Origin of the sequence: Vibrio sp. 10N.286.49.E11 (genome assembly GCF_041469505.1) — a bacterium.
In the GTDB taxonomy this organism is placed as follows: domain Bacteria; phylum Pseudomonadota; class Gammaproteobacteria; order Enterobacterales; family Vibrionaceae; genus Vibrio; species Vibrio crassostreae_C.
In genome coordinates, this window is record NZ_JBFRKQ010000057.1 from 41,204 (window position 1) to 67,948 (window position 26,745).

Sequence of the window (26,745 nt, forward strand, 5' to 3'; positions counted from 1 at the left end):
CTGGACGTCATTGCATTAACTTTTAGTAAAATAAATGCTCAACTCCTCTATGATGTCTCAAATCTAACTATCTATAATTATCTTATTAAAATTCAATGAATTAGAGGTTAACAGCTATACGTTCTCTCTATGTCATGATCAGTTCCAATGATGAAACTTAGTGTAAACGTTTACACTTCGTGGTTTTGATCACAGAATTATAGTCAAAATGGCTGCTACTATTTCTGACATACGGTGCTACTGAGCTGAATGTCAGTTCGAGTTAGCCCACGAATGACGACAAAGAGAGGTTGATTGTGAAAGTACTGGTTACGGGCGGCATGGGTTACATCGGAAGTCATACATGTATTCAAATGATACAGGCGGGTATGGAGCCAATCATTGTTGATAACCTTTGCAATAGCAAAGAGCTAGTACTGGAGCGAATCGAATCATTGACCGGTAAGCGACCAACTTTTTATCTTGGCGACATTCGTGATCAATCTTTTCTAGATAGTGTGTTTTCAGAAAACGATATCCAAGCCGTGATTCACTTTGCTGGCCTGAAAGCGGTTGGGGAGTCGGTGTCTAAGCCTTTGGAGTACTACGATAACAACGTTAATGGTTCACTAGTGTTAGCTCGAAGCATGAAGAAAGCGGGCGTGAAAAGCATCGTATTTAGTTCTTCGGCTACCGTTTACGGTGATCCAGAAGTAGTGCCGATTACTGAAACTTCACCAACTGGCGCGACAACTAACCCTTATGGTCGCAGCAAATATATGGTGGAAGAGTGCTTGAGCGATCTGTTCAACGCGGAGAACGACTGGAGCGTCACTTTACTGCGTTACTTCAATCCAGTTGGCGCACATCCATCGGGCACTATGGGTGAAGACCCACAAGGTATCCCAAATAATTTAATGCCGTTTATTGCTCAAGTAGCCGTCGGTCGCCGTGAAAAACTGGCTGTTTTTGGAAACGATTACCCAACAGTCGATGGCACAGGCGTTCGTGACTATATTCATGTAATGGATTTGGCTGATGGCCACGTAGCAGCACTAAAAGTGGTTGGCGAGAAAGCGGGCTTACACATTTACAACCTAGGTACGGGCAAAGGCTCAAGTGTACTCGAGATGGTTGAAGCCTTCGCACAAGCATCGGGCAAACCGGTTCCTTATGAACTTTGCCCACGCCGCGCAGGTGACATTGCCGAATGTTGGGCAAGTACTGAAAAAGCAGAGCGCGAGCTTGGCTGGAAGGCGACGCGTAGCGTGATGGAGATGACGGCGGATACATGGAATTGGCAGTCGAATAACCCACAAGGTTACTAAAGAACTTTTAAGCTATTGAAAAAATAGAGATTCCAGATATCTCGTGCCTTTATTCTGGAATGACGGATGAGCATAAGGCTATGAAGTGGTGGCCTTTGCACAAATAGCACAACGAGATTACACGTCATTCCCTACAGCGAGGCACGAGCGTGATAGGGAATCTCCTTGTAGAAGAATTATTCATCTTGGTGAATTGACCAAGACACAAAATTTGAGAGCAATCTAAACATGTCAAAAGTTGAATTTAACCCAGTAGACCACCCGCATCGTCGTTATAACCCATTAACGGGTCAGTGGATCTTAGTATCACCGCACCGAGCAAAACGTCCTTGGAGTGGCCAAGATGAAAAACCATCGACTGCGCAGCTTCCTGCGTATGAGAAAGAGTGTTTCTTGTGCCCAACCAATACGCGTATCTCGGGCGACGAAAACCCAGATTACGACGGCACTTATGTATTCAGTAATGACTTCGCGGCGTTGATGCCTGATTCACCTGACGCTCCAGAGTCTGATAACCCTCTATTCAAGACTCAAGGTGTTCGCGGGTTGAGCCGCGTGATCTGTTTTTCTCCGGACCACAGCAAAACGCTGCCAGAGTTACCAGTAAACAAGATTCGCGGTGTTATCGACACATGGAATGAACAGATTGAAGAGCTAGGTAAAGACTACCTATGGGTTCAAGCGTTTGAAAACAAAGGCGAGACCATGGGCTGTTCTCAGCCACACCCACACGGTCAGATCTGGGCAAACAGCTTTTTGCCCAACGAGATTGAACGCAAAGAGAAACTGTTAAAAGAGTACTTTGAACAACAAGGTTCGAATCTTTTAGTGGATTACGTTGAATCTGAAATGAAAGACGGTTCTCGCACTGTGGTTGAAACTGAACATTGGATCGCTGTGGTGCCTTATTGGGCTGCGTGGCCATTTGAAACCATGTTGCTACCAAAAACACACATCCGCCGTATGAGCGAACTGACTGACGAACAACGTGATGATCTAGCGCTTGCGATTAAGAAGCTGACCAGTCGTTACGACAACTTGTTCCAGTGCTCATTCCCTTACTCAATGGGCTGGCACTATGCGCCGTTCTTCGAAGAAGGTACGGACATCGATCACTGGCAACTGCATGCATTGTTCTACCCGCCGCTACTACGCAGCGCATCGGTTCGTAAGTTCATGGTGGGCTACGAAATGTTGGCTGAGTCTCAGCGTGATTTAACCGCAGAACAAGCGGCGCAGCGTCTTCGTGATTTGAGTGACGTTCACTATAAAGATCAGGAATAGCCTGTTTCGTAGATAACGAGTGAGATTCCTGATATCTCGTCCCTCGATTCTGGAATGACGACAGGTGAGAAGCCCATAAGTTTAAGAGCTTAGAAGCATAGAAGTATAGTCGCTGATGTTGTCATTCCCTACCGTGAGCGACGAACGATATAGGGAATCTAAAAGAATTAAAGTGGTGCCGTGAAGGGGCCATAACCAATTGAACAAAGAGTTTAACCAGAGAGTTTACTTATGTCTGACCTAATCCAAAACGTGAAAGCATCTTTTGAGCAAGTCCTTGGTTACCAAGCGACTCATATTATCCAAGCACCAGGTCGTGTGAACCTGATCGGCGAGCACACTGACTACAACGATGGTTTTGTTCTACCGTGTGCCATTAACTACCAAACGGTAGTCGCCGCGGCTAAGCGTGACGACAACATTGTTCGCGTAGTATCAGTGGACTACGGTAATGCAGTCGATGAGTTCGATTTAACTCAAGAGATCACATTCCAACAAGACAAGATGTGGGCTAACTACATTCGTGGTGTGGTGAAGTGCTTAAAAGGTCGCGGCTTTGAATTTACAGGTGCAGACATCTCTGTAACGGGCAACGTGCCTCAAGGTGCAGGTTTAAGTTCTTCTGCGGCGCTGGAAGTGGTGATTGGTCAAACATTCAAGGTGCTTTATAACCTAGAGATCAGCCAAGCTGAAGTGGCGCTAAATGGTCAGCAGGCCGAAAACGAATTTGTGGGCTGTAACTGCGGCATCATGGACCAAATGATCTCTGCAGAAGGTCGCGCAAACCACGCGATGCTTTTGGATTGTCGTAGCCTAGAGACTCAAGCGGTTTCAATGCCAGAAGATATGGCTGTGGTTATCATTAACTCAAACAAGAAACGCGGCTTAGTCGACAGCGAATACAACACACGTCGTGAACAGTGTGAAGAAGCGGCGCGCATCTTTGGTGTTCCGGCACTTCGTGATGTGACCATTGAGCAATTCAAAGCGAAAGAGTCTGAATTGGATGAAATGGTCGCGAAACGTGCTCGTCACGTGATTACTGAAAATGACCGTACTGTTGAAGCGGCTCAAGCTCTACGCACTCATGATATGAAGCGTATGGGCGAGTTGATGGCTGAATCGCATGCATCAATGCGTGATGATTTTGAAATCACGGTGAAAGAGATTGATGCGCTGGTTGATATGGTCAAAGAAGTGATCGGTGAACAAGGTGGCGTGCGTATGACTGGCGGTGGTTTCGGTGGTTGTATTGTGGCATTGGTTCCACCTGCATTGGTTGATGAAATCAAAACAACCGTTGAACAGAAATATCAAGCGGCGACGGGGCTAAAAGAATCTATTTATGTGTGCCAAGCGAAAGACGGAGCAGGCTTAGTTGAAGTAATCTAACGGCTTCGAGATTTAATATAGAGCTTACCAAGTAAAAAGATCATGGTAGGCCAAATGCTAAAGCCTTTACTTCAGGTAGAGGCTTTTTACTGGCACTAGAAGGAATTTAGAATGACACAAGAGCAAAACCTGCATCAATCCATGGCGCAGACTCCAGCCTATGATGGCCAACCCGCTCAGTTAGTGACGCTATCAAATACGCATGGCATTCAAGTGACATTCATGGATATTGGTGCAACATGGTTGAGCTGTATCCTGCCAGTAAAGGGAAACAAAAGAGAAGTGTTGTTGGGTGTTAACTCAATGGAGAACTTCGATAAACAAGCCAGCTATATGGGCACAACCGTTGGCCGTTATGCTAACCGCATTGCTAATGGTCGTTTCAAAATTGATGGTCAGAATTACAAGCTGGAAACCAACCAAGCGGGCAATACCTTACATGGTGGCCCGAACGGATTTGATAAACGCCGTTGGAATATTGCCGAGCAAACCGAAACGTCAGTGGTGTTCAGTCTAGAGTCTGCTGATGGCGACCAAGGATTCCCGGGGAATTTGAATGTGTCGGTACGTTATGACATCACCGAAGACAATCGAGTGTCCATTAATTACTCTGCAACCACAGACAAGCCGACTGTAGTCAACCTAACGAATCATGCGTACTTCAATCTACTTGGCGCTGAAGCTGGACACGATTGTTTGTCACACATTGTCAGTATCAATGCTAATCAGTTCTTACCGACCAATTCGGTGGGTATTCCGTTAGGTAACCTTAAATCAGTGAAATCGACCAGCTTTGACTTCAATCAGCCTATGATGATCTCAGAGCGTTTGTTGGGCGATGAACAGCAGAAAGCAGCAAAGGGTTACGACCACTCTTTCTTATTGGCTGATGGCTGCAAACGCACTCAATGCGCCGCGACCGTAACCTCACCGGATGCGCTCGTCACACTAAAAGTATTTTCAACCAAACCTGCGATGCAGCTATACACCGGAAACTGGCTTGGTGGCACACCAAACCGAAGTGGTGGCAGCTATGAAGACTACGCTGGTTTGGCGCTAGAAACCCAGTTCTTACCTGACTCTCCTAACCACCCAGAGTGGAAGCAGGACAGTTGTATTCTCAAGCCTGAACAAGAATATAACTACAGTACCTGTTACCAGTTTGAATTTTCGGGGGATTCTTCAAACTAGTACGCTCTAGCTCAAAGCGGTTACGTCAATATCTTTTGTTTGTGAATAGGACGATGTGAATTATCGCGTTGTTCTTGGGGGATGAGCAAAAGTGGCGCTCAACAAGAGTGCGGTTTATTAAGCGCGATTGTTGAGTATCTGAGTAAGGTAGGAAAGCCCTAACAGAAGCGATTCTGTTAGGGCTTTTTTTTGTTTATTGCTTGATGAGTCGACCAGAACCTAGACTTTCTCTACCGAATTACGGCGTACCAGAGTTGGAGAGAACATCATTGGTTCAGTTGAGGTGTTTTCACCTTTGGCTAAGTGCAACGCGAGTCGTGTCGCTTTCTCTGCCATCATCTGAATCGGGTAGCGAATAGTGGTGAGCTTTGGATGAACATAGCGGGCAATCAAACCATCATCGAAACCGATGATCGACATTTTGTCTGGCGCTTGAATACCGTTTTCATCAAGGACAGACAAAGCACCAGCTGCCATGTAATCGTTGTACGCCACAATGCCAGTGATTGGCAGTGACTTAGTCAGAAGGTTAGTCATGGCGTATTCGCCACCGTCACTGGTCGGCGCTGAGTATTCAATATAGCTGTCAGAGAGCGCTATTTTGTAATCTGAGAGTGCCGCTAAGTAACCTTGGATACGCTCATCGGCATCTTCAATGCTATGCGATGAGGCGATACAGGCAATGTTCTTATGGCCATGGCGGATCAGATATTCCGTCGCAAGATACGCACCTTTTTTGTTGTCTAAGAAAATACAGTGGTTGGCAATCTCAGCAATATAACGGTTGATCAGTACTAAGCCTTTGACCTCTTTTGCATAGGCAATCAGTTCTTCGTCGGTGAGGCCTTTAGAGTGGATCACCAAGGCGTCACAACGGCTGTTAATCAGCAATTCAATCGCTTGTCTCTCATCTTCACGATCGTGCGAGCCATTACCGACAAGGATATGTTTTCCGTTCTCACGAGCGACATTGTCGACAGCCTTAACCAGCGTGCCAAAAAAGGGATCGGAGATGTCACCGACCAATACACCAACAGTGTTCGTGCTTTGGCTTACCAGCGCTCGAGCATTGGCATTCGGTCGATAGCCAAGTTTAGACATCGCTTTAGTTACAGACTCTACCGAGCTTGCACTCGCCTTGGGAGACTTGTTGATCACTCGAGATACGGTTGCAACAGAAACACCAGCTTCCTTTGCTACATCTTTAATTGTTGCCATTTTTAACCTCTATACATTGCTTCATCTATTTAACACCGACAATGATAGTAAGGCAACGAAACTCTCATTTTACTTCCAGTAATGAGATCTTTACCGCTTGTAATTATTAGGCTTAATGCTAGTGTAAACATTTACATTTTACTTAATTTTAGTAAATGATTTAATGAGTGAAAATAAACCAATATAGGAAGTGAGAAATGGATACTGTCTCTTATGGTGACTTTGCTAAGTTAGAAATGCGTGTGGGTAAGATCATTGAGGTTGTGCGTCATGAAAACGCCGACAAGCTTTACATAGTGCAAGTGGATGTTGGTGACAAGACACTGCAAACGGTGACCAGCCTAGTCCCTTACTACACAGAAGAAGAGTTGATGGGTAAGCAGGTTGTTGTTTTGTGCAATCTAGCGAAGGCGAAGATGAGAGGCCACACTTCTGAGTGCATGTTGCTTTGTGCAGAAACGGAAGATGAATCTGAAAGTGTATTGTTAACACCTGAACGTGCGATGCCAGCAGGTATTCGTGTCGTTTAAGCTCACTTTAGGTTGGTGAGTCAATGTGTTCACCAACCTAAATCAACTAGCTGCGTACAGTTAGTATCAAGCCATCAATCACACTGTGATGGTGATCGGAAACCCCAGCAAGGTTGCCGTATTTAGGCTGGTGGCGATCATTTTCTAATGGGTGGTGCCAACCTTGTGTGTGTTTAACAAAATGCGCCGCAAAGCTTTCAGACACCTCTAAACATCCTGCCAATACCGTATCGACGTAGGTTTGAACGATAGGGCTGTTTTCGCAAGGTGCTTCAATCTCGTCTTTGATGTAAACCCAGATCGATTGATCCTGTTTGAACTCATCTTGGCTTTCTATCTGAGAGGCCTTTAATTCGATTCGGTGATAACCACGCTCACGGCGATCAAACTCAGCCAGTGCAATATCATCCACCTCAAGCAACACACCATTCACTTGTCCTTCGCCAAGATTGACGATCAAAGGTGATAACACATAGCTGTCATCGATCTTGCTCCAATGGCGAATCAAGCCATGAACAATCGCAGGGATCGCTTGCCCTGTCTGACCGGTAAGCTGACGTGAAGATGAGTTGATTAAACTGCCATAACCAAAAATATACATCGCATTCCTTGTCTGAGTTGTTCCATTTAAGTCTAGTCTTACTATATGTGGCGAGATACCAAAAGTCAGTAAGTTTCTATTTATACATGTATATGACTTTATGACTCTTTTGGTTGTGTTTTTTTGACTTGTTTATTGGCTATTGAATCTCGTGAGTCGCTGTTTTTACTGGTTTTATCTAATTGGCGCGTTTCATGCAATGTGATCTGCATATTGCATCGGATTTGATGCACACAAAATTTGGTTTAGGTAATACCTTGGCCGCTTATCTGAGAATTAGGAGCGAGTTTGTTAAATATCACAGATAAAAGTGTAGAAGACGCGATTCCAGCCTACCTGCGTTTAGGCTTTCGACCTTTCTTCTTTTTAGGCAGTCTCTATGCAGTGATCGCGATTGTCGCTTGGGTCATCATGTTCCAAAACGGTCAGCCTGATATTTTAAAAGTTCCCGCACTGTGGTGGCACGTGCATGAGATGCTGTTTGGTTTCTCAATGGCGATAGTGGTCGGTTTTGTGTTAACGGCAGTACAAACGTGGACGGGTGTCAATGGCACCAAGCATTATCGATTAGCTGCGCTAGTCGGTTTGTGGCTCGCACCTCGTATTCTGTTTTGGACACCCGCTCCGTTATGGCTGATCTCGTCGGTTGAGGCGCTGTTCTTAATCTTCGCCGCCTACGAAATTGGTTTCCGAGTCGTGAAGTCGAAAGGCTGGAAGAATCTATTCTTTGTGCCACTGTTTATATTGGCTATCGTGGCGAACTTTGCTAGTTACGCGACCATTAAGGGGATGCCTCCATTCCCATCGTCTGCAGTTTGGCAGGCTATGTTGTGGTGGTTTACCTTGCTGTTATCAGTGATGGGTGGGCGAGTGCTCCCATTTTTTACAGCGCGTCGTTTTGATTTCGAAAAAGCGCAGCCCTTGGTTTGGTTGGAATGGTTAGCCAATCTACCTTTGGTTGGCTTATTTGTGTTGAGCTTCTTCCCATTGACCTTTGCTCAAGTCGGCAATGAGTTGATGGTATTTGCAGGTGTGACACAGTTGGTGCGCTTTATCCGCTGGAAGCCTTGGACAACACTATCAGAACCCTTGGTGTGGTCGCTGCATGCGGCTTACCTATGTATCCCTCTCAGCTTGCTGTTACGCGGTTTGCTAGATAACCCGTTCGCGAGCCATAACATGCTGCACCTGTTTGCGATTGGCGGTTTGAGTGGGTTAATTCTGGCGATGATCACGCGCGTGACAATGGGACATACTGGCCGTGCTATCTATAAAGGGCCAAGTATGGCTTTGGCGTTCTCGGCTATATTTATCGCGGCACTCGTTCGTAGTTTAGGTGTGACATTCTTCCCGGCGTATTTATTTGAGATGGTCAATATCAGCGCGGGTTTATGGACGTTAGCGTTCGGTCTATTTATCTGGAAATTTGGGATAATGCTGTTAACGCCAAGAGTGGATGGTCACCCGGGCTAAGCCAATTAGTTATCTATTGATATAGATAGGGAAGCTCAGAGCTTCCCTTTTTGATCTTGATAACTCATTAAGTACTCGCAGCAAGGTATTGGCGTACCTGTGTGATGAGATCTTCCTTGGCGTGAGGCGAGATAAAACTGGCTTCGATGGCATTAATACTGAACTGCGCCAATTCGTTTTTGGTCACTGGGTGAGCATTGGCGACGGCGAGGAAGTTATCATTCATATAGCCGCCGAAGTAAGCCGGATCATCGGAATTGATGGTGACGCACAGCCCTTTTCTCAGCAACTCGACGATGTTGTGCTCTTGCATGGTCTCAAACACCTTGAGCTTGGTATTCGACAGCGGGCAGACGGTCAGTGGTGTACGTTTTGCTATTAGCTGTTCCATCAACTCTTCATCTTCTACACAGCGAACGCCATGATCAATTCGGGTAATGCCTAGCAAGCTCAGTGCGTCGCTAATATTTTGTGCAGGGCCTTCTTCTCCGGCGTGCGCGACAGTCAGAAAGCCTTGGTTGATCGCTTCTTGGAATACATGTTTAAACTTCTCTGGTGGATTGCCCTGTTCTGATGAATCTAACCCAACGGCAATGATCTTATCTTTATAAGGAAGGGCTTGTTTGAGTGTTTCAAAAGCGCTGTCTTCATCGAGATGACGCAGAAAGCACATGATCAGTTGGCTGCTGATACCAAGCTCTTGCTCCACTTGATTCAAAGCTCGAGTAATCCCGCCAACGATGACTTCAAAGTCAATGCCGCGTTCAGTGTGAGTCTGAGGGTCGAAGAAGATCTCAGTATGAACCACATTATCTTGCTGACACTTCAACAGATAAGCCCACGTCAGGTCGTAGAAATCTTGTTCATGAATCAGTACGTTTGCACCTTGGTAATAGATATCGAGAAAGGATTGAAGATTGTGGAACTGGTACGCGTCTCGAACTTGGTCTGGGGTCTCAAAGGGAATCGACAGGTTATTACGCTTGGCGAGTTGGAACATCAGCTCTGGCTCTAATGTGCCTTCTATATGTAAGTGCAGCTCAACTTTGGGTAAATTTTTGATGAAGCTATCCATAGCAACTCCTTAGCTATTTTAATTATGAGCGGAGTAGGTGAGACAGTAGAGTCTATAAACCTGAGCAAGCAGGTATCTCTTTCATTTATCTCTGTTTGAGCATAGTTCATTTCATTGTTATCGATAAAACAGGACAGAAGTTGATGGTGAATTGGAAGTTACGAACCAATTGAAATCGGCGCAAACGATTTGCAGCATTGGAGTGTGATCCGCTGCAAATATTTGCAGCAATATTCATTGATTTGTGCTCTAATACCGCGCTTACCAAGGGATGGTGTTAAAAGATGCTCACTTAGATGGAGTTATCAAAGTTGACCGATCCCTTAATGATCTCCCTTAGGAAAAAATAGAACATGTCTAAGAACAAAAAATTTGATATCCGCCTTACAGAAAAACGCAACGGTTGGTGTGCAGAGATTACTCGTCAAGTAACGTCTCGCAGCACTACAGTATCTAAGCGTGAGTCTGGTTTCGAAACTGAAGCTCTAGCACAAGGGTGGGCAGAGAAAGAGCTAGCATCTTTCATCGCTAACCAAGCTGAACGTAACGAGCGTAAATCAGAGCAGCGTAAAGAGCGTGACGAACTACGTCACACTAAAGAGCTTAAAGCTGAGCAAGCACGTGAAGCGCGCGCTAAAGCTCGTGCAGAAGAGCAAGAAGACGCTGAGTAATTCAGTGCATAACTAATTTATAGATCCCTTAATTTTAAGATAAGGGATTTGTGAAAAAAAAAAGCCCCGATACAACTTTTTTCTTTCTAGTTAAAAGTGTATTGGGGCTTTTTAGTTTGTGGAGTTCTGTTTTATTGTGTTTAAGAGCACTGCTTTGGTTTCTCGCTTTTAACGTCGAGCTCTTAAACTGTTAAGCATTGTTTGATCAGTTATTCAGTGCAGTTAGCCAATCATCTTCTGCCACTTCTTCAATGTAGCTTTCTACTGATTGCCCGACTTCTTCATCGTCTTGCTTGAAGTAAGCGATGTGGAACACAGCATCACCTTCGTTGACCAAAGGCAGAGTCTGCTGACCAATCACGATACCGCCTTTGGTTGTGATCACTTGGCCTTCTTGGTGACCCAATGGAGAGCTGATGTAAGCAAGGGTTTGTCCCGCTTCAACTTGTTCACCCAGTCTTACCATGTTACGCAAAATACCGTCCGACTCAGCGCGGATCCAGCTGGTGGATTTACTCAATACTGGCTCTGGCAACTTCTTACGGTTAGGACGCAGCATGCCGATTTCTTTCATCACTTGATGCACGCCAAGGTAACCCGCACGAATCGCTAGGTGATCAAAACGCAGTGCTTCACCACCTTCGTAAGTTAATACAGGAATACCCAGCTTTTCCGCTTCGCTACGCAGTGAACCGTCACGCAGTGGAGAATCAATAATCACGGGTGTTGCGAACGCTTTTGCGATGCGCAGTGTTTCAGGGTTCGATAGGTTTGCACGAATCTGTGGCAGATTGGTACGGTGAATCGCGCCCGTGTGTAGATCTAGAATGTAATCACAGTGCTTTGCCACGTTCTCAAAGAAGGTGTAAGCGATGCGTGATGTTAGCGATCCTTTCTCACTGCCAGGGAAGCAACGGTTTAGGTCACGACGGTCTGGTAGGTAACGAGATTTATGGATAAAGCCAAATACGTTAACGATAGGCACAACAATTAATGTCCCTTTCAGTTTCTTTGGATCAATCGCATTGGTCAGCTGTCGTGCAATTTCAACACCGTTTAGCTCATCGCCGTGGATAGCCGCATTTACCATCAGTGTTGGGCCTGCTTGGCGACCGTGAATAATTTCAATCGGGATCGAAAGTGGAGAATGCGTGTAAAGCTGAGCCGCTTGCAGTTCAATCTCCATTCGCTGTCCTGGCTGAACAGTATAACCAAGTAATTCGAATGGTTGATTAGGTTTTAGTCTTGCCATTTAGGTTGTTCTCAACATGGTGATAATTCGTTAACACGGAATGTAGCAATCGTTGATTTTTAGTACGAATCAATCGCTTTACGGTGACGACAAAAGTTTTTTATGAAGGGGCTTCTGAATTGGTTTCAGTTTTTTATCTGGCTAATTGAAGGGTGTTTAAAATTTTGAATTTTATGACAATACATTAACTTAGAGCTGATATTTGTCATTCAGTTCGTTGGTATTATCCACCGCCATTTTTTGGCGGCCAAATTCAAATATTGAGATCAAAATGAAAAAAACAATTTCAAAAGTTGTAGCACTAGCGGTGGTATCTGTTGCTTTATCTGGCTGTGTTGGTAGCAACGCAGTAACGGGTTACCTAATGAAGTTCAACATCAAGGCTGTTGATAACCGTTACGCTCGTGGTGGTTTGAACATTCTACTTGCACCTGCATACGGTCTAACAGTTGCTGCCGATTACATAGTATTCAACTCACTAGAGTTCTGGACTGGTAGCAACCCACTAACAGGTGCTCCGCACATCTTTGATACTAAGACTGATACTTACCTAGACATCAACCACCAACTTGATCCGTCTCTAACGGAAGCGCCAGTGGGTCCTATCACGAGTGCAGATGTGATCGAAAAAGGTCAAATGCAGCAGATTGATGAAAACACGATCCAAATGGACATTACTTACCAGTCTGGTGAGCGTGCGACGTTAATCGGTGTTCGTGATGGCGAGATGGTGACGTACTTCATCGATGGCGAAGTTGTGGCACAAACTTCAATTGATGAGCTAGAAAGCTACGCGGCTTCACGCGCTTAATTGTTTATTTAGTCACAAGTAGTAGCTACAAAGATTAGATACAAAAACAGGTACTCATTGAGTACCTGTTTTATTTTGTCTCAGATAAACGGTGTTTACTGTAAAACACCGTTTACTGAACAAACATAGCTTATCGAATTAAGCTTTTTCTGGGATCGCTTCAAGCAATGCAACCATTTGGTTCCAGAATAGCTCAACGGTGTCGATCTTCACTTTCTCATCAGGAGAGTGCGGAAACTTGATGGTTGGGCCGAAAGAAACCATATCCATGTTCGGGTAAGGTTCTTTGAATAGACCACACTCAAGACCAGCATGGATAACCATGATGTTTGGCTTGTGACCGTAGATACCTTCGTACATGTCACGGAAGATATGCATGATTTCTGAATCTGCGTCTGGTTTCCAACCTGGGTAAGCACCAGAGAACGCGATGTTAGCGCCTGCTAGTTCAGCAACAGAGTGAAGCATGCTTTCTACTTGGCTACGACCTGAATCGATAAGAGAGCGGATCAGGCAAAGTACTGTGATTGAGTTCTCTTCTGTTGTGATAACACCTACGTTTAGAGACGTTTCCACAACACCTTCAATCTCGTCACTCATACGAATCACGCCGTTTGGACATGCGTTAAGTGCCGCGATAAAGCGAGCTTGGTCTGCTGACGCAAGTGCGCCCATTTCTACAGAAGCTTCTTCATTGAAAGTCACGATGCTGTCTTCTACTTTACCTAGCTCTGTTGAAAGCAGCTCAGTGTAGTAGTTGTATAGTGAAGCCAGTTTTTCTTGGTTTGCCGCAGGAACAGCAACCGTTACGAAACCTTCACGAGGGATCGCGTTACGAAGGCTACCACCTTTGAATTCGACGATGCGAAGGTCTAGCTCTTTTGCGTGACCCGCTAGGAAGCGAGCAAGCAGTTTGTTTGCGTTTGCACGACCTGTGTGGATGTCACAACCAGAGTGACCGCCTTTTAGGCCTTTTAGCGTTAGCTTACGTGTTACGAAGTCAGCTGGAATCGCATTACGAGCAATTTCAAATGTCATTGCGCCGTCGATACCGCCAGCACAACCCATGTACACTTCGCCTTCTTGCTCTGAATCGGTGTTAAGAAGGATATCGCCTTCTAACCAACCCGCTTCAAGACCGAAAGCACCAGTCATGCCTGCTTCTTCATCTACTGTTAGTAGAACTTCGATAGGGCCGTGCTGGATTTCGTTTGAAGCAAGAACCGCTAGGCAAGAAGCCATGCCCATGCCGTTATCAGCGCCAAGCGTTGTGCCTTTAGCTGTAACCCACTCACCATCAATGTATGGTTGAATTGGATCTTTAGCAAAGTCATGAACTGTGTCTTCGTTCTTTTGTGGAACCATATCGATGTGAGCTTGTAGCACTACACCTTTTTTGTTTTCCATACCCGCCGTTGCTGGCTTTTTGATGAATACGTTACCCGTTGGGTCACGACGTACATCTAGGCCTTGCTCTGTTGCCCAAGCAATAATGTATTGAGCAAGCTCTTCTTCATGCTTAGAAGGGTGTGGGATTGAGCAAATCTTATCGAAGAACTGCCAGATAGGGGCAGGGGATAATTTACTGATCTCAGAATGGAATTCAGACACGGATGACTCCTTTTTTATTTAATAACCATATATTTAGGTTTTGTATGGGGAAAAACCTAGAACAAAAATCTAAAATATGGGTCTGTTTTGATGGCAACAGCATACCACTTGAGCGTTTTGACGAGTAGCGGTTCTAAACCTCAAATAGCTCAAATTTTGAAAGCGATCTTGTCCATCTGATCACAGCTAAGCGCCTTGATGCTTATAAATGGAGCAGGCAAACGTTTGTTTAATTCTATTTTGTAGTTTTATTACAAAATAAGTTTGTAAAATAACCGTAAATGGCCAAAAATGTGACGTATAGCAAAAAATACTTGTAATCTTTTTTCTTTAGGGTATATTAATAACCAACTTCTGAGATGAAGAGTAAATGCTCAAAGGATGAGTCCGTTTTATCGCCTCCAAGGAACCGAGAAATCAAATTCGTTTTTTATTGATTTATTAAGGTGATAGTTATGAAAGGTTTACCATCTGCAATGTTCTGGATTAACAGCTCTGTTTACACTAGCAACTTTGCATACCCTACAAGCTTTGGTTACTAATACCGTAAGCATGTAACTCGAACAGTTTTGTTCACCCCTATATATTGGAATTCTTTTACAGCCCTTTTGGTTGACAGATTCTACCGCCACTCAGTTTTGAGTGGCGTTTTTTTTGCCTGCTACTTTTCCAAACCGCTTTCGCTTGTCACTTTCCTTGCTGTTCTGCGTGGTTGTTTTTTAAACGCCGAAATATCAATTTGCGCCTTATTACTGATCCTGTTGAAAAATACATAACTATTGTGAGTTTGAATTCAGAATTTACTGGCTAGATTATCAATGAAAATAACCGATGGTAGAAAAAACAACCAACTAGTTTTAGTGAGTCTATTGTTGTTAATTGTTTGTTTTTAATGGTTATTTATCGATGATATCTTCATTTTTAATCGCTTTGTTTCATACGGCATTCTGATAAATATCGATTAGAGCCTTAATTCTATCTGGAATTTGTTATTTGATAACTTTATAATCCACAGCCAATCGATTACGCAACCGTTTACTTTTTACCCTTATAGGATTCGATAATGTTCGAAAAGCTATTCAAACTCAGTGAAAATGGCACCAATGTGCGCACTGAAATCATCGCAGGTCTAACAACCTTCCTAACAATGGCTTACATCATTTTTGTAAACCCAATGATTCTAGCTGATGCTGGTATGGACCATGGCGCTGTATTTGTAGCAACCTGTTTAGCGGCTGCTATTGGCTGTTTCATCATGGGCTTTGTTGCTAACTACCCAATTGCTCAAGCTCCAGGCATGGGTTTGAACGCATTCTTTACCTACGCTGTTGTAATGGGTATGGGTTATACGTGGCAAGTTGCTCTGGCAGCGGTTTTCGTATCAGGCGTAATCTTCATCTTCTTAAGCATCTTTAAGATCCGTGAATGGATTATCAACTCGATCCCTATGTCTCTGCGTGTTGGTATCTCTGCAGGTATCGGTCTTTTCCTAGCGTTTATTGCGCTTAGCAATGCAGGCATCGTTGTTTCTAACCCAGCAACTAAAGTTTCACTGGGCGACATTACCGCGATTGCTCCTATCCTAGGCTCACTTGGTTTCTTCCTAACGATTGCTCTTGTTCACCGTGGCGTGAAAGGGGCAGTAATGATTGCGATTCTAGCTATCACAGCTCTTGGCATTGTTATTGGTGACGTTCAATACGGCGGCATCATGTCTACACCACCAAGCCTTGCTCCTACATTCATGCAGCTTGATTTCTCTGCTGTATTTGAAATCGGTATGATTTCAGTGGTATTCGCGTTCTTGTTCGTCGATTTGTTCGATACAGCGGGTACTCTGGTTGGTGTTGCAACGAAAGCAAACCTAATCAAAGAAGACGGCAAACTACCTCGCTTGAACAAAGCACTGCTTGCTGACTCTACAGCAACATCTATTGGTGCACTGCTAGGTACATCAAATACTACTTCTTATGTTGAGAGTGTTGCGGGTGTTGCTGAAGGCGGCCGTACCGGTCTAACGGCTGTTGTTGTTGGTATCTTATTCCTACTGGCTCTTTTCTTCTCGCCACTTGCAGGTATGATTCCGGCTTACGCAACATCAGGTGCACTTTTCTATGTAGCAATTCTGATGATGTCTGGCCTAGTTGGCATTGATTGGCGTGATCTTACGGAAGCAGCACCAGTCGTGGTAACATGTCTGCTTATGCCGCTGACGTACTCTATCGCTGAGGGTATCTCACTAGGTTTCATCGCTTACGCTGCAATTAAGCTGCTAAGTGGTAAAGGTCGCGACGTTTCACCTGCTGTGTGGGTAATGTCGGCTATCTTTATTCTTAAATACATTTTCGCTTAATCGTCTAGATTTCTGCTTAATCGCTGAAGAGGCTATGTTTGAAATAGCCTCTAATAACATGACAAAATTATTAGGTTTTATACTATGAGCAACAAATTCGTTATCACTTGGGACAACATGCAGACTTACTGCCGTCAACTTGCTGAAAAGCAAATGCCAGCAGAGCAGTGGAAAGGCATCTGGGCAGTAAGCCGTGGTGGTTTGGTTCCTGGTGCAATCTTGGCTCGTGAGCTAGGTATTCGTCACGTAGATACGATTTGTATTTCTAGCTACGACCACGATCACCAACGTGATATGACAGTAGTTAAAGCACCTGAAGGTGACGGCGAAGGCTTCCTAATCGTTGAAGACTTGGTTGATAGTGGTGACACTGCACGTAAGCTTCGCGAAATGTACCCTAAAGCGAAACTGATCGCTGTATGTGCAAAACCATCTGGCGCTGATTTGCTAGACGAGTACATTGTTGATATCGCTCAAGACACATGGATTGAGCAACCTTGGGATACTAGCCTAAGCTACGTAGAGCCAGTAAATCGCAAGTCAAAATAAGCGTAAACTTAGTTTTTTGAGAAATGACCCTTTATAGGGTCATTTTTTTTTATATTATTAGTGACAACCATTTCTTATTAAGTATCCCAATGTCTGAACCAGAAGAAACGAGCTCGAACCTTTCGGAAACTTTGTTTGTAAAGCACAAGCAAGCGAAAGAGACCTCAATGTTGACACAATACATGCCAAGCTCTGAAGCGCTATTGGATGAGAAACGTGAACAGAAAAACTCATCATGGTATCGAAACCTAAGACGTCTTCAGTGGGTATGGCAAGGCGTTAATCCAATAGAGCAGGAAGCGGTATTGGCTCGCATCGCGTCATCAGATAACTCTCGTACAACCGATGAGTGGCTTGATACGGTCATGGGTTACCGAAGTGGTAACTGGGCATACGAATGGACCAAGCTGGGTATGCAGCATCAAAATCGTTCTAATGAGAAGAATGGTGAAGAGATGGCTGAAGAGCTATTTTCCGCATCGTTGTGCTTCAGTATTGCGGGTTACCCACACCTCAAGAACGACAACTTGGCAGCTCAGGCTCAAGTGTTGGCCAACGCAGCGTATTCTGAAGCGATCAAGCACACTAAGTTGATCGTCAAGCAGATTGATATTCCATACCAAAACAAGAAGATCAAAGCGAACTTGCATCTAACCAAGACAGATAAACCACAACCGGTTGTGATTGTCAGCGCGGGTCTAGATAGCTTGCAAACCGATATGTGGCGCCTGTTTAGGGATTATTTAGCACCTAAGAACATTGCTATGTTAACGGTAGACATGCCATCAATAGGGCACAGTGCACATTGGCCGTTAACAGAAGACTCATCTTGTCTTCACCAAGCAGTGCTGAATGAATTGCCTAACATCCCATGGGTCGATCACCACAAAGTCGGCTTGTTTGGTTTCCGCTTCGGTGGCAATGCGATGGTGAGATTATCTTTCCTCGAGCAACATAAGATTAAAGCGTGTATTTCTTTAGGCGCGCCAATTCACGATATCTTTGTTCATGCAGACAAACTTAAGCAGATGCCTAAAATGCATCTAGATGTGTTGGCTTCGCGCCTTGGTAAAGGGGCGGTCGATATCAATAGCCTTTCTGGGCAGTTGATGGCGTGGTCACTCAAGGTACAAGGTTTGCTGTCAAACAGTAAAACCAGTGTTCCTATCTTGGCATTGGCTCTGGAAGGCGACCCGGTTTCACCGCCAATGGATAATCAACTGGTTGCTATTTACAGTGATTACGGAAAAGCGAAGAAAATCAAAGCTAAGTCAATTACACAAGGTTATGAGCAATCCCTCGAATTGGCGATAAAGTGGCTTGAGGATGAATTATTTAGATGACATTTCTCCTAAATTAGTTAAGCATGAAAAATGTACAAACTAAGTACCTGATACTCAGAGGTCATTTATAAAATCCAAATGCGTAGTTTCTACGTATAACAGTCTGAGTAACGTCATTCTTAACATTGAAAATGGAGATTCAATATGTCAGAAGTGACACAACAACCTACGCATTACCGCTTGTTGAATGTTTTAAAGGCGATCGGGCCTTACTTAAGGGAACCGCAATCAGAAGAAGGCCACTATATCTTTGATTGCTTGTCTGTATGTGTGAACGATAAAAAATCACCAGAAGAACGCGAGTTCTGGGGCTGGTGGCTGGAATTGGATAAGTCGGAAGAGGGATATTCGGCGAAGTACAATATCGGCAAGTACAACATCGATGGTAACTGGGATTCTTTGCCGTTACCTAAAAAGGCGGTCGCTGAGGTCTCTCGAACTCAAGAAGCCTTCCACAAGAAACTGGTCGATGAACTTCAAAGTAAGTTTGAAATCAGTATCCAATTAGACGAAGAGTCTGTCGAATTCGTCTAATTTTAAAGGTTACTCTTCTATATAAAGCAAAAAGGTGCGATTTCGCACCTTTTCTGCTTGTGAATTCCCCTTTTGATTGCTAAAACATCACCTCTTATTTGTTTTATCCATAAAAGACTTCATGACAACAAATCATCAAAGCGGGACAACAACACAGCGTAAAACTGTCGTTGTTAAACTGGGTACCAGTGTCTTAACTGGTGGAACATTGGCATTAGACCGCGCTCATATGGTTGAGCTGGTTCGTCAATGTGCTGAATTAAAAAAACAAGGCCACTCTGTGGTTATGGTTTCGTCTGGTGCAATTGCAGCAGGACGTGAGCACCTTGGTTACCCCGCACTTCCCAACTCAATGGCGAGCAAACAGTTGCTTGCGGCAGTTGGGCAAAGTCAGTTGATTCAAGTTTGGGAGTCTTTGTTTACTATCTATGGCCTTAAGATTGGCCAGATGCTACTGACTCGTGCTGATCTCGATGATCGCGAGCGTTTTCTTAATGCACGTGACACGATCAACGCACTGGTTGAGCACGATATTATTCCGGTAGTAAACGAAAACGACGCAGTAGCAACCAACGAAATTAAAGTGGGCGACAATGATAACTTGTCGGCCTTAGTGGGTATTTTGTGCGGTGCTGATAAGCTTTTGCTACTAACAGACCAAAAAGGCCTGTTTACGGCTGACCCTCGTAAAGATCCAAATGCTGAGCTCATCAAAGAAGTGAAAACCATTGATGACACGCTGCGTAAGATCGCAGGTGGCAGCGGTACTACGTTGGGTACTGGCGGCATGGCGACAAAACTGCAGGCGGCTGACATTGCTCGTCGCGCAGGCATCGAAGTGATTATTGCTGCGGGCAGTGCTGAAAATGTGGTGTTTGATTCACTGAGTGATAACCCACAAGGCACACGTTTCTTGCCTTTAGCGGAAGCGCTTGAAAACCGTAAACGCTGGATTTTAGCGGGCCCTGCTTCAGCAGGTGACATCGTGGTTGACGACGGCGCAGTAAACGCAGTCAACACCAAAGGCAGCAGCTTGTTGGCGAAAGGGGTTGTTCGAGTTAAAGGCGAATTCTCTCGTGGTGAAGTTACCCAAGTCACAGACAGCAAAGGCAAAGTAATTGCGCGTGGTATCGCCAGTTATTCAAGCCAAGACCTAGCAAAAATTGCAGGCAAGCACAGTAAAGATATTGGCGACATCCTTGGATACGATTATGGGTCAGAAGTCATTCACCGTGACGACCTAGTTGTAATCCAAGAGTAGCTCGTGATGATAAGGTGAATCACCTTTTTGCATCCAAAGACAGACAGAATTTAGGGAGAGTTAAACGTGGATTTAACTAACATGGGTATCGCAGCAAAAGACGCTGCTTTCCACCTAGCGACCGCATCTACGGCGCAAAAGAATAAAGCATTGGCGATTATCGCTGATGAGCTAGAAGCAAACGCAACAACGATTTTAGAAGCGAACGCGAAAGACATCGAACTGGGTCGTGAAGCGGGTTTAACTGACGCACTGCTCGATCGTCTACTTCTTAACGAAGAGCGCTTAACCGGTATCGCTAACGATGTTCGTAACGTGATTAGCCTGAATGACCCAGTTGGCAGCGAAATTGACAGCAAAGTACTAGAAAACGGTATGTCACTGTCTCGCCGCCGCGTGCCACTTGGTGTGGTGGGTGTTATCTATGAAGCGCGTCCGAACGTAACCATCGATATTGCAGCTCTGTGTCTGAAGACAGGTAACGCAAGCATTCTACGTGGTGGTAAAGAGACGTTTTTCTCGAACATGGAACTGGTTAAGGTTATCCAGTCTGCATTAGAGAAAGCGGAGCTTCCAGCCGCTTCTGTTCAGTACATCGAGAAGCCTGATCGTGAACTCGTTTCTCAACTGCTTAAACTGGACGACTACGTGGATATGATCATTCCTCGTGGCGGCGCTGGTCTGCACAAGATGTGTAAAGAGAACAGCACCATCCCAGTAATCATCGGCGGCTTTGGTATCAGCCATATCTTCGTTGATGAAAGCGCTGATCTTGAGAAATCTGTCGATGTGGTCGAAAACTCAAAAGTTCAACGTCCATCGGCGTGTAACTCGTTAGATACACTGCTAGTGCATGAAGCGGTTGCTGAAGCTTTCCTAACTAAGCTGAAACAGCGTTTAGCCGGCAAGGTAACCTTAGTTGCTGATACCAGTGCAAAATCGCTGCTAGCGGGTTTTGAAGACCAACGTGATGCGGTTGAAGGCGACTTTGACACTGAATGGCTAAGCTACACGCTAGGCGTGAAAGTGGTAGCGGATGTGGCAGAAGCGATTGACCACATGCGTGTACACAACGCGAGTCATTCAGATGCGATCATGACCAATAGCTTAGAGAGCTCAGAGCGTTTCATTAACTCTGTTGGTTCTGCAGCGGTTTATGTGAATGCATCAACACGTTTCACTGATGGAGCACAGTTTGGTTTAGGTGCTGAAGTTGCCGTATCTACTCAGAAATTGCATGCTCGCGGCCCAATGGGTTTAGAAGAGCTGACAAGCTACAAATGGGTAGGTAAAGCGAACTATTTGGTCCGCGGTTAACGCTGGTCGTTAATTTTACTCCTCAGCTCATTTTTGAAATGGCGATCGAGTAGCAATAATCAATGAATCACCACACAAAAGGGCCTTAATTGGCCCTTTTTCTTTCCTAACGTTTGGCAATTCCGTTACACTGATATTCAATTATTTGGAGGTGATATGCATTGTCCTTTTTGTTCAGAGAACGACACTAAAGTAATCGATTCAAGACTGGTAGCCGATGGCCATCAGGTACGTCGTCGCCGTCAATGCCTTGCATGTAGTGAACGTTTTACTACGTTCGAATCGGCAGAACTTGTGATGCCTAAAGTCATAAAGTCGAATGGAAACCGCGAACCATTTAATGAAGATAAAATGGTGGGTGGTGTACAGCGCGCCCTAGAAAAACGCCCAGTGAGTGCTGACGCGATTGAACTTGCGATCAGTACGATTAAGTCACAACTCCGTGCAACTGGTGAGCGTGAAGTACCAAGCGAGATGATTGGTAATCTTGTGATGGGCCAATTGAAAGAATTGGATAAAGTGGCGTACATTCGTTTTGCCTCTGTTTACCGCAGCTTTGAAGACATCCGAGAGTTTGGCGAAGAAATCGCTAAATTAGAGGATTAACTCCTCAATCATGTCAAACTTTACTCCCCTAGATTTTCAAATGATGTCGCGTGCTATTCAGTTAGCAAAACGCGGCATTTACACTACTGCGCCAAACCCTAATGTGGGTTGTGTCATTGTACAAACCGACGGTCAGATCGTTGGTGAAGGTTTTCATGCCAAAGCGGGCGAACCTCATGCTGAAGTACATGCCATGCGAATGGCAGGCGACAAAGCAAAAGGTGCGACGGCTTATGTCACGCTAGAGCCTTGTTCTCATTACGGTCGAACGCCGCCTTGTGCTGAAGGTTTGATTAAGGCTCAAGTAGCCAAAGTGATTTGTGCCATGCAGGACCCAAACCCAAAAGTCGCAGGTCGTGGTATCAAAATGCTACGCGATGCGGGTATTGAGGTTGAAATCGGTTTGCTAGAGCAAGACGCTCTCGACTTGAACCCTGCATTTATCAAGCGTATGCAAACTGGCATGCCATTCGTTCAGTTAAAGATGGCCGCTAGCCTTGATGGGCAAACGGCATTGGAAAATGGCCAAAGCCAGTGGATCACATCGCCAGAAGCACGTCGTGATGTTCAGAACTACCGAGCAAAATCAGGCGCTGTGTTGTCAACTAGCCAGACGGTTATTGAAGACAACGCGTCGTTGAATGTTCGTTGGGCAGAGTTGCCAAGCAGTATCAAAGGTCATTACGCTGAAGACGAGCTGCGTCAGCCGATTCGCGTGATTCTTGATCGTCAAAACCAACTGCGTCCTGAACTCAAGTTATTCCAGACTCCAACATCGGTGTTGAGAGTTGCCGAAGCATCTGCTGATATTGAAGTCGCAACCACAGATGCAGGTCAGCTCGATTTGCACGATCTGATGCGTCAATTACCTGCCAATCATATCGACCATATTTGGGTCGAAGCGGGCGCAACATTGGCAAAAAGCTTGATTGAAGAGCAGCTGGTGGATGAGCTAATCCTTTATTTAGCACCTAAACTTATGGGCAGTGACGGACGAGGTTTGATGGGTGCATTAGGGCTCACTTCAATGTCTGACGTTATTGACCTAGAAATTAAAGATGTTCGACAGGTTGGTGTGGATATTCGCATCGTTGCGAAACCCGTATTTCGAAACAGATAGTAACGAAACCACAGTGGAAATAGTTACTCCAACTGCATACGTGTCGTTGACAACAAAAAGAGTTTTAAAATGTTTACAGGAATTGTAGAAGCCGTAGGTACATTGAGTGCAATCACTCCCCGCGGAGAAGACATCACCGTAACGGTTAATGTTGGTAAGCTTGATATGGCTGACGTTAAGTTAGGCGACAGTATCGCTACCAATGGTGTGTGTTTGACAGTTGTTGAATATAACGACCACAGCTACAGTGCAGATCTTTCGCTTGAGACCCTGAAAAAAACGGGTTTTGTCGATTACCAAGCGGGCGATAAAGTTAACCTTGAGAAAGCAATGTTACCAACCACGCGTTTCGGTGGACATATAGTGTCTGGTCACGTTGATGGCGTGGGTGAGATTGTTGAACGTAACCAAGTTGGCCGTGCGATTGAATTCTGGGTAGAAATGCCAGCAGAAATCTCAAAATACGTGGCTCAAAAAGGCTCAGTAACAGTTGATGGCATTAGCCTGACTGTGAACGATTTACGTAAGAACGCATTCAAGCTGACTATCGTTCCTCATACTTCTTCAGAAACCACCATCGACCAATTCAATGTCGGTCGTAAAGTGAATCTAGAAGTTGATGTATTAGCACGTTACATGGAGCGTTTACTGCAAGGTCAGCAACAAGAATCTGAGCCTGAATCTCGATTAACGATGGAATTCTTACAGCAGAATGGTTTTGCCTAACCGTTGATACAAAGTGCGTTAAGCGAGACTTTGTAAAGCGAAGCAATATCATCAGGTTTAAATAGTGTCGGTTCTAGGAAGCAGAACCATTTCAAAGGATATAGAACAATGCCAATTAGTACTCCTCAAGAAATTATTGAAGACATTCGCCTAGGAAAAATGGTTATCCTGATGGATGATGAAGATCGCGAAAATGAAGGCGATCTGATCATGGCAGCAGAACATGTGACGCCAGAAGCGATTAACTTCATGGCGATGTACGGCCGTGGTTTAATTTGTCTGACGCTAACCAAAGAGCGTTCAAACCGCATGGGTCTAGCGCCTATGGTTCAAGATAACAACGCACAGTACACCACTAACTTTACTGTTTCGATTGAAGCGGCAGAGGGCGTAACAACGGGTATCTCTGCATCAGACCGTGCAGTGACGGTTCAAGCGGCAGTGGCGAAAGATGCGAAAGCGGCTGATCTTGTTCAACCTGGTCATATTTTCCCACTGACAGCGCAAGATGGCGGTGTTCTAACACGCGCAGGTCACACGGAAGCAGGTTGTGATTTAGCTCGTCTAGCAGGCTGTGAGCCAGCATCGGTTATCGTTGAGATCCTAAACGACGACGGCACCATGGCTCGTCGTCCAGATCTTGAAGTGTTCGCAGAAAAGCATGACATCAAACTAGGCACAATTGCTGACTTGATCGAATACCGCAACAACACAGAAACAACGATTGAGCGCGTTGCCCAATGTCATTTGCCAACTGAGTTTGGTGATTTCGAGCTTGTGACTTACCGCGATACAATTGATAACCAGATCCACTACGCCATGCAAAAAGGTAGCTTAACTGAAGGTGCTCCTTTAGTACGTGTTCACCTGCATGATACGTTTACCGATCTGCTTCATTCAGATCGTGGTACCGAGCGCAGCTGGTCGCTAGATAAAGCGATGAAGCGCATTGGAGACGAAGGCGGTGTGTTGGTTATTCTTGGTAACGAAGAGTCGTCTGATTCTTTGATTCACAAAGTGAAGACATTTGAAGCGCAAGATAAGAACGAACAACCAACCATGGCTAAGAAGCAAGGTACCTCACGTCGTGTTGGTGTCGGTTCTCAGATTCTTCAAGACCTAGGCGTGCACGATATGCGTCTGCTTTCTTCGAGCACTAAGCGTTACCACGCATTAGGTGGTTTTGGTCTTAACGTTGTTGAGTATGTTTGCGAATAAAATATGTGTCAACGAGCAGACGTTTCTCCGTTTGTAGTGACATAATTTACCGATAATCTCAGTGGCTCTTTTGGTGATAAATCTTGCCAAAAGAGCAAAGTAGCCAAGTTCGACTCAATACGTGTTCAATACACAAACTTGGCTACTCGCTGTTCCTATATGTTTGGGATTGGCGCTGCATTATCATCTTTACATTGCCGGTGTCTGTTCTTCTAAATTACCATTAGATATTGCTCACAGTTTTGTGCTAGAATCCGGCGATTCTCACTTGATGAAAATAGTTAAAGGAAGGCTTATGAAAGTGATCGAGGGTGGCTTCCCAGCGCCAAATGCAAAAATTGCTATCGTTATTGCTCGTTTCAACAGTTTTATTAACGAAAGTTTACTTTCTGGTGCAATCGATACTTTAAAGCGTCATGGACAAGTAAGCGAAGACAACATCACTGTTGTTCGTTGCCCTGGTGCAGTAGAACTTCCACTTGTAGCGCAGCGCGTTGCAAAAACAGGTAAGTTCGATGCGATTGTATCTCTTGGTACAGTAATTCGTGGCGGTACACCTCACTTTGACTATGTTTGTAGTGAATGTAATAAAGGTTTGGCACAAGTGTCTCTGGAATATTCTCTTCCAGTAGCGTTTGGTGTTCTTACTGTTGATACGATCGATCAAGCTATTGAACGCGCAGGAACCAAGGCTGGTAATAAGGGTGCAGAAGCAGCACTTAGCGCACTTGAGATGATCAACGTTCTTTCTGAAATCGATTCCTAATGGGGGCCAGTGTGAAACCAGCCGCACGTCGTAACGCACGTCAATTTGCTCTACAAGCAATTTATTCTTGGCAAATTACTAAAGAAAATATTGCTACCGTTGAAGAACAGTTCTTATCTGGTGGTAAGTATGATGAAGAAGAGCATCATGCTGCAGAGCCTGCTCTTGCTATGCCAGAAACAGACGTTGCATACTTCCGCGACCTACTAACTGGTGTTGCTCTTAGCCACATGGAACTTGATAGCAAGCTTCGTCCATTCGTATCTCGCCCTATGCAAGATCTGGATCTGATGGAACTAGCGCTTCTACGTTTAGCTATGTACGAGATGACTCGTCGCGAAGATGTACCATACAAAGTGGTTATCAACGAAGCTATCGAGCTTGCAAAAGTATTTGCAGCAGAAGACAGCCATAAGTTTGTTAACGGTGTGCTTGATAAAGCTGCACCGCACGTTCGTAAGAAATAAGACGTTCGTATATTGAATCTAAAGGTCAGCTTTTATGCTGGCCTTTTTTGTAACTAAATTTCTGTAATA

25 protein-coding genes are annotated in these 26,745 nt (G+C 44.8%); 20 read left to right on the forward strand and 5 right to left on the reverse strand.

Going from position 1 to position 26,745, the window contains the following annotated elements; genetic code table 11:
• Positions 1-296: 296 nt before the first annotated feature.
• The 4 genes from galE (at position 297) to galM (ending at position 5,174) form a co-directional block, all read left to right on the forward strand.
• Positions 297-1,307, forward strand: a complete 1,011-nt coding sequence (gene galE / locus AB4167_RS13835) for a UDP-glucose 4-epimerase GalE (RefSeq protein WP_136981660.1) — start codon at positions 297-299, stop codon at positions 1,305-1,307.
• Between the two features lie 228 nt (positions 1,308-1,535).
• On the forward strand, positions 1,536-2,591 hold the full coding sequence (locus AB4167_RS13840) for a UDP-glucose--hexose-1-phosphate uridylyltransferase (protein ID WP_372136671.1): 1,056 nt from the start codon (positions 1,536-1,538) through the stop codon (positions 2,589-2,591).
• Positions 2,592-2,822: 231 nt separating this feature from the next.
• Entirely contained in the window at positions 2,823-3,983 is a 1,161-nt protein-coding gene (galK, locus tag AB4167_RS13845; protein ID WP_017060799.1) for a galactokinase, read from the forward strand.
• A gap of 111 nt (positions 3,984-4,094) precedes the next feature.
• Positions 4,095-5,174, forward strand: coding sequence for a galactose-1-epimerase (gene galM / locus AB4167_RS13850; RefSeq protein ID WP_017063325.1), 1,080 nt, complete (start codon positions 4,095-4,097; stop codon positions 5,172-5,174).
• Positions 5,175-5,393: 219 nt separating this feature from the next.
• On the opposite strand, the gene AB4167_RS13855 is transcribed toward galM, so the two are convergent.
• Positions 5,394-6,392 carry a substrate-binding domain-containing protein gene (locus tag AB4167_RS13855; protein WP_017060797.1) on the reverse strand — a complete coding sequence of 333 codons (999 nt, stop codon included), beginning with the start codon at positions 6,390-6,392 and terminating at the stop codon, positions 5,394-5,396.
• Between the two features lie 197 nt (positions 6,393-6,589).
• On the opposite strand from AB4167_RS13855, the gene AB4167_RS13860 reads away from it, so the two are divergent.
• Positions 6,590-6,922, forward strand: a complete 333-nt coding sequence (locus AB4167_RS13860; RefSeq protein WP_017060796.1) for a tRNA-binding protein — start codon at positions 6,590-6,592, stop codon at positions 6,920-6,922.
• Between the two features lie 46 nt (positions 6,923-6,968).
• On the opposite strand, the gene AB4167_RS13865 is transcribed toward AB4167_RS13860, so the two are convergent.
• Positions 6,969-7,523, reverse strand: coding sequence for a gamma-glutamylcyclotransferase family protein (locus AB4167_RS13865; protein WP_017063327.1), 555 nt, complete (start codon positions 7,521-7,523; stop codon positions 6,969-6,971).
• 288 nt (positions 7,524-7,811) lie between these two features.
• On the opposite strand from AB4167_RS13865, the gene AB4167_RS13870 reads away from it, so the two are divergent.
• A complete protein-coding gene (locus tag AB4167_RS13870) occupies positions 7,812-8,996 on the forward strand; it encodes an NnrS family protein (protein WP_136981662.1) in 1,185 nt (394 codons plus the stop codon).
• A gap of 67 nt (positions 8,997-9,063) precedes the next feature.
• Here AB4167_RS13870 and AB4167_RS13875 read toward each other — a convergent pair whose 3' ends face one another.
• Positions 9,064-10,071, reverse strand: coding sequence for an adenosine deaminase (locus AB4167_RS13875; protein WP_017069510.1), 1,008 nt, complete (start codon positions 10,069-10,071; stop codon positions 9,064-9,066).
• Between the two features lie 353 nt (positions 10,072-10,424).
• Here AB4167_RS13875 and AB4167_RS13880 point away from each other — a divergent pair, with 353 nt between their 5' ends.
• Positions 10,425-10,742 carry a DUF3622 domain-containing protein gene (locus tag AB4167_RS13880; RefSeq protein ID WP_136981663.1) on the forward strand — a complete coding sequence of 106 codons (318 nt, stop codon included), beginning with the start codon at positions 10,425-10,427 and terminating at the stop codon, positions 10,740-10,742.
• Between the two features lie 205 nt (positions 10,743-10,947).
• Here the strand turns inward: AB4167_RS13880 and AB4167_RS13885 are convergent, their stop codons facing one another.
• Complete coding sequence (locus AB4167_RS13885) at positions 10,948-11,994, reverse strand: succinylglutamate desuccinylase/aspartoacylase family protein (RefSeq protein WP_017060792.1); 1,047 nt, start codon at positions 11,992-11,994, stop codon at positions 10,948-10,950.
• 271 nt (positions 11,995-12,265) lie between these two features.
• Between AB4167_RS13885 and AB4167_RS13890 the strand changes: the two genes are divergently transcribed.
• A complete protein-coding gene (locus AB4167_RS13890; protein WP_017069508.1) occupies positions 12,266-12,805 on the forward strand; it encodes a DUF3332 family protein in 540 nt (179 codons plus the stop codon).
• Positions 12,806-12,943: 138 nt separating this feature from the next.
• Here AB4167_RS13890 and AB4167_RS13895 read toward each other — a convergent pair whose 3' ends face one another.
• Positions 12,944-14,416 carry an aminoacyl-histidine dipeptidase gene (locus AB4167_RS13895; RefSeq protein ID WP_017060790.1) on the reverse strand — a complete coding sequence of 491 codons (1,473 nt, stop codon included), beginning with the start codon at positions 14,414-14,416 and terminating at the stop codon, positions 12,944-12,946.
• A gap of 1,063 nt (positions 14,417-15,479) precedes the next feature.
• Here AB4167_RS13895 and AB4167_RS13900 point away from each other — a divergent pair.
• The 12 genes from AB4167_RS13900 to nusB all read left to right on the forward strand — a co-directional run bounded on the left by AB4167_RS13900 (position 15,480) and on the right by nusB (position 26,676).
• Positions 15,480-16,769, forward strand: coding sequence for an NCS2 family permease (locus AB4167_RS13900; RefSeq protein WP_017060789.1), 1,290 nt, complete (start codon positions 15,480-15,482; stop codon positions 16,767-16,769).
• An 84-nt stretch (positions 16,770-16,853) separates the two neighbouring features.
• A complete protein-coding gene (gene tet(34) / locus AB4167_RS13905; protein WP_009847475.1) occupies positions 16,854-17,318 on the forward strand; it encodes an oxytetracycline resistance phosphoribosyltransferase domain-containing protein Tet(34) in 465 nt (154 codons plus the stop codon).
• Between the two features lie 89 nt (positions 17,319-17,407).
• Positions 17,408-18,661: an esterase FrsA gene (gene frsA, locus AB4167_RS13910; protein WP_372136672.1), complete on the forward strand. Its 1,254-nt coding sequence runs from the start codon at positions 17,408-17,410 to the stop codon at positions 18,659-18,661.
• Positions 18,662-18,805: 144 nt separating this feature from the next.
• Positions 18,806-19,195, forward strand: a complete 390-nt coding sequence (gene crl, locus AB4167_RS13915; RefSeq protein WP_017060787.1) for a sigma factor-binding protein Crl — start codon at positions 18,806-18,808, stop codon at positions 19,193-19,195.
• Between the two features lie 76 nt (positions 19,196-19,271).
• Positions 19,272-20,456 carry a glutamate 5-kinase gene (gene proB, locus AB4167_RS13920; RefSeq protein ID WP_372136673.1) on the forward strand — a complete coding sequence of 395 codons (1,185 nt, stop codon included), beginning with the start codon at positions 19,272-19,274 and terminating at the stop codon, positions 20,454-20,456.
• Between the two features lie 66 nt (positions 20,457-20,522).
• Positions 20,523-21,773 (forward strand): glutamate-5-semialdehyde dehydrogenase, encoded by a 1,251-nt coding sequence (locus tag AB4167_RS13925; protein WP_017060786.1) that lies wholly within the window; start codon positions 20,523-20,525, stop codon positions 21,771-21,773.
• 156 nt (positions 21,774-21,929) lie between these two features.
• Positions 21,930-22,379, forward strand: coding sequence for a transcriptional regulator NrdR (gene nrdR, locus AB4167_RS13930; RefSeq protein ID WP_004734394.1), 450 nt, complete (start codon positions 21,930-21,932; stop codon positions 22,377-22,379).
• A 40-nt stretch (positions 22,380-22,419) separates the two neighbouring features.
• Positions 22,420-23,499 carry a bifunctional diaminohydroxyphosphoribosylaminopyrimidine deaminase/5-amino-6-(5-phosphoribosylamino)uracil reductase RibD gene (gene ribD, locus AB4167_RS13935; protein WP_017060785.1) on the forward strand — a complete coding sequence of 360 codons (1,080 nt, stop codon included), beginning with the start codon at positions 22,420-22,422 and terminating at the stop codon, positions 23,497-23,499.
• 69 nt (positions 23,500-23,568) lie between these two features.
• Positions 23,569-24,225 carry a riboflavin synthase gene (locus AB4167_RS13940; protein WP_010436361.1) on the forward strand — a complete coding sequence of 219 codons (657 nt, stop codon included), beginning with the start codon at positions 23,569-23,571 and terminating at the stop codon, positions 24,223-24,225.
• Positions 24,226-24,333: 108 nt separating this feature from the next.
• Positions 24,334-25,443, forward strand: coding sequence for a bifunctional 3,4-dihydroxy-2-butanone-4-phosphate synthase/GTP cyclohydrolase II (ribBA, locus tag AB4167_RS13945; RefSeq protein ID WP_372136674.1), 1,110 nt, complete (start codon positions 24,334-24,336; stop codon positions 25,441-25,443).
• Positions 25,444-25,738: 295 nt separating this feature from the next.
• Positions 25,739-26,209 (forward strand): 6,7-dimethyl-8-ribityllumazine synthase, encoded by a 471-nt coding sequence (gene ribE, locus AB4167_RS13950; RefSeq protein ID WP_004741508.1) that lies wholly within the window; start codon positions 25,739-25,741, stop codon positions 26,207-26,209.
• Positions 26,209-26,676: a transcription antitermination factor NusB gene (gene nusB / locus AB4167_RS13955; RefSeq protein ID WP_004734399.1), complete on the forward strand. Its 468-nt coding sequence runs from the start codon at positions 26,209-26,211 to the stop codon at positions 26,674-26,676. The genes ribE and nusB overlap by 1 nt, the downstream gene beginning before the upstream one ends.
• Positions 26,677-26,745 lie beyond the last annotated feature (69 nt).